The 6,538-nt window shown below is 44.7% G+C and carries 6 protein-coding genes and 2 pseudogenes; 5 read left to right on the forward strand and 3 right to left on the reverse strand.

Going from position 1 to position 6,538, the window contains the following annotated elements; translation table 11 throughout:
- The 4 genes and pseudogenes from ACP45E_RS11590 to panC form a co-directional block, all read left to right on the forward strand.
- Positions 1-246 (forward strand): annotated as a pseudogene (locus ACP45E_RS11590) (polynucleotide adenylyltransferase PcnB); the annotation flags it as partial.
- Positions 246-731, forward strand: a complete 486-nt coding sequence (gene folK, locus ACP45E_RS11595) for a 2-amino-4-hydroxy-6-hydroxymethyldihydropteridine diphosphokinase (RefSeq protein WP_017037187.1) — start codon at positions 246-248, stop codon at positions 729-731. The pseudogene ACP45E_RS11590 and the gene folK, both read left to right, overlap by 1 nt.
- A gap of 23 nt (positions 732-754) precedes the next feature.
- Entirely contained in the window at positions 755-1,549 is a 795-nt protein-coding gene (gene panB / locus ACP45E_RS11600) for a 3-methyl-2-oxobutanoate hydroxymethyltransferase (RefSeq protein ID WP_017036674.1), read from the forward strand.
- An 11-nt stretch (positions 1,550-1,560) separates the two neighbouring features.
- Positions 1,561-2,487, forward strand: a complete 927-nt coding sequence (panC, locus tag ACP45E_RS11605) for a pantoate--beta-alanine ligase (protein WP_017037186.1) — start codon at positions 1,561-1,563, stop codon at positions 2,485-2,487.
- An 85-nt stretch (positions 2,488-2,572) separates the two neighbouring features.
- Here the strand turns inward: panC and ACP45E_RS11610 are convergent, their stop codons facing one another.
- The 3 genes from ACP45E_RS11610 to ACP45E_RS11620 form a co-directional block, all read right to left on the reverse strand.
- Positions 2,573-3,343, reverse strand: coding sequence for an ABC transporter permease (locus ACP45E_RS11610; protein ID WP_017036672.1), 771 nt, complete (start codon positions 3,341-3,343; stop codon positions 2,573-2,575).
- Positions 3,344-3,345: 2 nt separating this feature from the next.
- The gene (locus ACP45E_RS11615) at positions 3,346-4,329 is read right to left on the reverse strand and encodes an ABC transporter ATP-binding protein (RefSeq protein ID WP_017037185.1); all 984 of its coding nucleotides are present in this window, start codon (positions 4,327-4,329) and stop codon (positions 3,346-3,348) included.
- A gap of 171 nt (positions 4,330-4,500) precedes the next feature.
- Positions 4,501-6,171 carry a SulP family inorganic anion transporter gene (locus ACP45E_RS11620; protein WP_026026504.1) on the reverse strand — a complete coding sequence of 557 codons (1,671 nt, stop codon included), beginning with the start codon at positions 6,169-6,171 and terminating at the stop codon, positions 4,501-4,503.
- Positions 6,172-6,397: 226 nt separating this feature from the next.
- Between ACP45E_RS11620 and ACP45E_RS11625 the strand changes: the two are divergent.
- Positions 6,398-6,538 (forward strand): annotated as a pseudogene (locus ACP45E_RS11625) (carbonate dehydratase); the annotation flags it as partial.

Here is a 6,538-nt window from a genome sequence, read left to right on the forward strand (position 1 = left end):
ACCCGCTCTTCCGATCTATTTAGATTAACAGAATTAAATAAGTTCCGTGCGGGTTACGATTTCCTAGAAATGCGTGGGGAAGTGGAAGGAGGACAAACCAAAGAACTCGCGACTTGGTGGGCAACCTTCCAAAGTGCAAGTCGCAATACCCGCCAAACGATGGCAGCTGAACTTGAAGAAACAGGGTCCAAAACGCCTTATCGCCGTCGTAAAAATAATCGTAAGAAAAAGAGCAAACCTGAATAATGGTGATCGCGTACATTGCGGTCGGCAGTAATCTTGCCGACCCTGTAGGCCAAGCGAACGACGCCATCGAGGCGTTAAAGCACCTGCCTAATTCATCAAAACTGAGCGCATCACAACTTTATAGCAGCAGCCCGATGGGGCCTCAAGATCAACCTGACTATATCAACGCTGTGGTTGCAATAGAAACACAATTAACGCCATTTGAATTACTCGATTGCACACAAGCAATCGAGCAAGAGCAAGGGCGCGTCCGTAAAGATGATCGTTGGGGTCCGCGAACTTTAGATCTAGACATCATTCTTTATGGCAATGAAGTGATCGATTCCGAGCGTCTTGTCGTTCCTCATTATGGAATGAAAGAGCGTGAGTTTGTTCTCTACCCGCTCGCAGAAATCGCACCAAATTTAACCCTCCCAGATGGGACAGAGCTGCAAGAACTGCTGAATAAAGTGGATCTTAACGGGCTCAGAACTTGGCAATCATAGCCAACGCCTTGTAAGGAAAACTGATGAAAAAAATCACAATCAACGACCTAATTAAATGCAAACAAGAAGGTCGTAAATTCGCAACCTCTACCGCATATGACGCCAGTTTTGCACAGCTATTTGAAAGCCAAGAGATGCCCGTACTGCTGGTTGGTGATTCACTGGGCATGGTTTTACAAGGTAAAAGTGATACGTTACCCGTCACAGTTGAAGATATTGCTTACCACACGCGCTGTGTTCGCGCTGGTAGCCCAAACAGCTTGTTAATGGCTGATATGCCATTCATGAGTTATGCCACTCCAGAACAGGCTTGTGAGAGCGCAGCAAAGCTTATGCAAGCCGGTGCCAACATGGTGAAGATTGAAGGTGGCGACTGGTTAGTCGATACCGTTAAGATGCTGACAGAGCGTGCGGTGCCTGTTTGTGCTCACTTAGGCCTCACCCCTCAGTCTGTGAATATTTTTGGTGGTTATAAAGTTCAAGGTCGCGATCAAGAACATGCCGATCGTATGGTCAAAGATGCCCTAGCCTTGCAACAGGCTGGTGCTCAAATTGTCCTGCTTGAGTGTGTTCCCGCAGGGCTTGCTGAGCGTATCACTCAAGTTCTTGACGTTCCTGTTATCGGTATTGGTGCTGGTAATGTGACTGACGGACAAATTCTAGTGATGCACGATATGTTCGGTATTTCAGCCAATTACATGCCTAGGTTCTCGAAAAACTTCCTTGCTGAAACTGGTGACATGCGTTCAGCGGTAGCAAAATATATCCGTGACGTGGAAAGTGGCGCTTTCCCTGATGAAGCGCATACTATCGCCTAGGGAGTTCTACTATGAATATTTTTTCTGAAATCGCACACGTTAGAGAACAGATAAAGCAATACAAACGCGATGGTCGGAGCGTCGCTTTTGTCCCTACAATGGGAAACCTGCATGAAGGACACATCACACTGGTTAAAAACGCTCGTGAGCATGCCGATATTGTGGTCGTCAGTATTTTTGTCAACCCGATGCAATTTGAACGCGCCGATGATCTGGCTAACTACCCAAGAACACTCGAAGACGATGTGGCTAAACTTGCTGCAGAAGGCGTTGAACTGGTCTTTACCCCAACGCCTGAAGTGATGTATCCACAAGGCTTAGACAAGCAAACCTCTGTTGAAGTGCCGACTCTCTCAACCATGCTAGAAGGTGCATCTCGCCCTGGGCATTTTCGTGGCGTAGCAACCATCGTGACTAAGCTGTTTAATATTGTTCAGCCTGACTTCGCTTGTTTTGGCGAAAAAGACTTCCAACAGTTGGCGGTCATTCGTCAAATGACGACCGATCTCGCCATAGATACACAAATCATCGGCGTCCCTACGGTTCGTGAAATGGATGGCTTGGCGATGAGTTCCCGTAACGGTCTATTGACCATTGATGAGCGCCAACGTGCACCTGTCGTGGCGCGTACGATGCGCTGGGTAAGTAGCGCGATTCGTGGCGGACGTAACGATTACGATTCACTCATTGAAGATGCGAGCGATCAATTGCGTGCGGCCGGTCTGCAACCTGATGAGATTTTCATCCGTGATGCTCACACTCTGCAAACCATCACAAATGACACCGTTCAAGCTGTCATTCTGATGTCTGCCTTCTTAGGGCAAGCTCGACTCATCGATAATCAAGTTGTCGATTTAGTCACAGAGACCAAAGCAGACAACAAGTCCATTAACAAAGATGAGCAAAGCCAAGATACTCAGACTGCTGAATCAGAATAAACTGCCTGAAAGCACTCAAAAAGGTCGACATGTTATGTCGACCTTTTTCATAGAAGCAGAAGATACCGATGGAAAAAAGCCAGCTCTAGCTTCTTAAACCAATGCCTCGAGTCACCAGGTAATGCGCTACCGCATAAAGCCCAATAACAAACGCGATTAAAACCCCAAAAGAAGTCACGATATCAACGTCTGACACCCCTAAGAATCCGTATCGAAATGCATTAACCATATACACAATTGGATTTATTTTTGACACGCTTTGCCAAAATTCGGGTAGTAAGCTGATGGAATAGAATACCCCCCCTAAATAGGTTAATGGCGTCAAAATAAAGGTTGGGATAATCGAAATATCATCAAAGGTTTTAGCAAACACGGCATTGATCAATCCGCCAAGAGCGAACACCACCGACGTTAAAAACACCGTCATGACAATGATCCCCCAATGTTCAACCTGTAAATCCACAAAGAACAGAGAAACAAAAGTCACAATCGCACCCACTAATAGCCCACGGGTGACTCCGCCCATCACGAAGCCCGCGATAATGACATAGTTTGGTACAGGCGCGACTAATAGCTCTTCAATGTTTTTTTGAAATTTGGCACTAAAAAACGACGAGGCAACATTAGAATAGGAATTGGTAATGACCGACATCATAATAAGCCCAGGAACGATGTATTCCATGTAGCTAAAGCCATTCATTTCACCAATTCTCGCACCGATAAGATTACCAAAAATGATAAAGTACAGTGTCATTGTTATTGCAGGCGGTACAAGCGTTTGCACCCAAATTCGGGTAAAACGATTCACTTCTTTGGTCACTAAGCTGCAAAACGCTGTCCAATAAATCTGATACATGATTATTGCTCCTTAGCTTTAGCTTTAGCTGAAGCTTGAGATTGAAGTGAAGCTTGGTTTTGCGATGACGCTTTCGATTGATCTTTCACGATATTAACAAAGAGCTCTTCTAGACGATTTGCTTTATTGCGCATAGAAAGTACTGTGATACCTTGTTCGGTCAGCTGACTAAAGACATGATTCAAACCCTGAGACTTATCCAGTTCGATCTCAAGTGACCCATTGTCTAATCGTTGTGAATTAACACCACTCAAAGGATCTAATGCCGTGACACCTTCAAGGTCGAGAATAAACGTCTCGACTTGGAGCTGATTTAACAACGCCTTCATCGTGGTGTTTTCTATCAACTCACCTCGGTTAATGATGCCAATATTACGACACAGCATTTCCGCTTCTTCCAGGTAATGCGTGGTCAAAATAATGGTAATACCCTGCTCTTTGTTGATGTTTTTTAAGAACTCCCACATGGAGCGACGCAGTTCTATATCAACCCCCGCGGTCGGTTCATCGAGTATCAGTAACTGTGGCTCATGCATCAGCGCACGGGCAATCATTAGTCGGCGCTTCATGCCTCCCGATAGGTTTCGTGCACGTTCGCTGCGTTTTTCCCATAAATCGAGTTGAGAAAGGTACTTTTTCGCTCTTTCTTTGGCGAGTACTCTTGGAACACCGTAGTAACCCGCTTGCTGTAGAACGATCTGCTCTACGGTTTCAAATGGATTAAAATTGAATTCTTGAGGAACCAAACCCAGGTTTTGCTTAGCCAGCTCTAGATCGCTATCGATATCAAAACCGAAGACTTTGACCTTACCTGAGGTTTTATTCACTAGCGATGAAACCACACCGATGGTGGTTGATTTGCCAGCACCGTTGGGACCAAGTAAGGCGTAAAAATCCCCTTTTTTGACATTTAAACTGATGCCTTTTAGAGCCTCAAACCCACCGGCATAAGTTTTTCGCAACTGTTCTATTTCTAATGCGTACATAATATGACATTGCTCTTTTGGTTTTATGGCTAACACATGACGCCGATGCGTCTGTTTTTCAACCCAACACCCAATATAAATTATCACTCTGCATAAGAAAACAAAGGCGCTGCAATAATATCGCAGCGCCTTGTAATTAATCAGTACAATCTTCTGAAATAAACCACTTATCTAAACGAGAGACACTGAGGTTTCATCAACATCTACATGCTTTAACGCGGCCTTTAGAGCCTCATACCTGAACGAATAGGTATTGTTTTGAGAGACCAAATCAAGCACATGAAACTTCTCTAATTGTCGGCGCGTGTGTTCGTTAGGACAAAGCAGTAACACTTCACATTCGGCGTCTTTTGCATCTTTAATTGCGTTTTCAAGAGCCAGTCCTACCGTGACATCAATCATTGGGACGTCGGTAAGGTCCAAAATCATCACTTCGTAATCAGAGATACTATTGTGCTGGCGAGAGATCGCTTTTGATACGCTGAAGATCATCGGTCCTGATAGATAAAAGAACAGAACCTTACCATTCGCTCGGTCAAGCAACCCTCTTTCACTATCGGTCAGTGGTACATCATTTTCATCGGCATCACTGATCGCTTTAACTTGTCTTGCTTGCTCTAGACTTAACCGCTCAATAATAAGGATATTGGAGATAAATACACCTAAACCTACCGCAACAATCAAATCAACAAATACCGTGAGTAACATGACGCCATACATGATCGCCATGCCCTGTACACTGACTTTGTGGGCGCGCTGAATGAAACTCCAGTCGAGAATATTAAATCCGACATAAACCGCAATACCCGCTAATACGGCCATCGGTATAGGTTCTGTCAATCCACCAGCCACCAGCACGACCAACATCAGTACCAGAGCTCGAATAATGCCAGAAAGCGGTGAACGAGCGCCAACCTGAATGTTCGTCACAGTCCCCATGGTCGCTCCCGCGCCAGGCAATGCGCCAAACAAGCCTGAAATCATGTTCGCCAACCCCTGACCTCTTAGCTCTTTGTCTGAGTCATGATCTTTACGCGTTAACGAGTCGCCAATAACCGCAGTTAGCAAGGTATCAATACACCCTAACGTTCCTAATACTAGGGCATCAATCACCATTTCCATGAAGATGTCAGCGTTAATATGAGGAATGACCAGGGAAGGCAAACCAGCAGGAATCACACCAATACGTCGAATGTCATCGGCATCAAATAAAACCACTGAAACTAGGGTAACCGCAATCAGCGCCACTAGCTGAGCCGGTACGTATTTTCGATATTTTTTTGGAAAAAAGAACAAAATCGCAAGCGTTGCAAGGCCTAAAAATAGCTCACTGAATTTTAAATTGGCGAACGTTTCAGGAAGCGCATTTAAAGTGCCTATCACCCCACCAGAAGGAGCGGCATACCCCAATAATGGAGAAAGCTGCAAGATGATTAAAATAACACCTATGCCTGACATAAAACCCGAGATGACGCTGTAGGGCATTAAAGTAATGTATTTTCCAAGTTTCAATGTCCCTAACAAGATCTGAAATGCCCCTGCCATCATGACAACGGTAAATGCCATCGCCATTCCGGTTTCTGGGTACTTCGCCATCATACTGGTCAAAACGGCTGTCATGATCACCGTCATTGGCCCGGTAGGCTCTGAAATTAAACTCGTAGAACCACCAAACAATGCGGCAAAAAAACCAACAAAAATCGCTCCCCATAAGCCAGCCTCCGCGCCAGCGCCTGAAGCGACACCGAATGCCAACGCTAAAGGAAGTGAAATGATAGCGGTGGTGACACCACCAAATATGTCGCCTTTTAAGCGCATGTCTTCAAATCGATTTCCAAACAAAATTCAGATCCCTGCTGATACAAAAACAATTCACATCACTTTATCAAATAAAGTTAGTATTTTTCACCTTTATTAACATTAATCTTAATAATCCTTCCGCACCTGCCTTTTATAAGTATGTGAAATTTCTTGATTTAGCTCATTAGACAAGTCGGTATGACACTATTTTAACAGATAGAAATTGTAACATTGTGTATAGTGTGGCGAATGATAGAAGGGAAGTAAGATGCCAGAAATTAAACAGCTCTTTGAAAACAATTCAAAATGGTCGGATTCCATCACCTCAGAGCGCCCCGAGTATTTCACTAAACTCGAAGAAGGACAAAACCCCGGCTTCTTGTGGATCGGCTGCTCAGACAGTCGCGTT

This window comes from Vibrio genomosp. F10 str. 9ZD137, assembly GCF_049974785.1.
Lineage (GTDB): Bacteria > Pseudomonadota > Gammaproteobacteria > Enterobacterales > Vibrionaceae > Vibrio.

Coding starts and splice junctions, on each gene's coding strand:
- ACP45E_RS11615 (WP_017037185.1), bottom strand. CDS start 4,329: ATGTACGCATTAGAAATAGAACAGTTGCGAAAAACTTATGCCGGTGGG.
- panB (WP_017036674.1), top strand. CDS start 755: ATGAAAAAAATCACAATCAACGACCTAATTAAATGCAAACAAGAAGGT.
- ACP45E_RS11610 (WP_017036672.1), bottom strand. CDS start 3,343: ATGTATCAGATTTATTGGACAGCGTTTTGCAGCTTAGTGACCAAAGAA.
- folK (WP_017037187.1), top strand. CDS start 246: ATGGTGATCGCGTACATTGCGGTCGGCAGTAATCTTGCCGACCCTGTA.
- panC (WP_017037186.1), top strand. CDS start 1,561: ATGAATATTTTTTCTGAAATCGCACACGTTAGAGAACAGATAAAGCAA.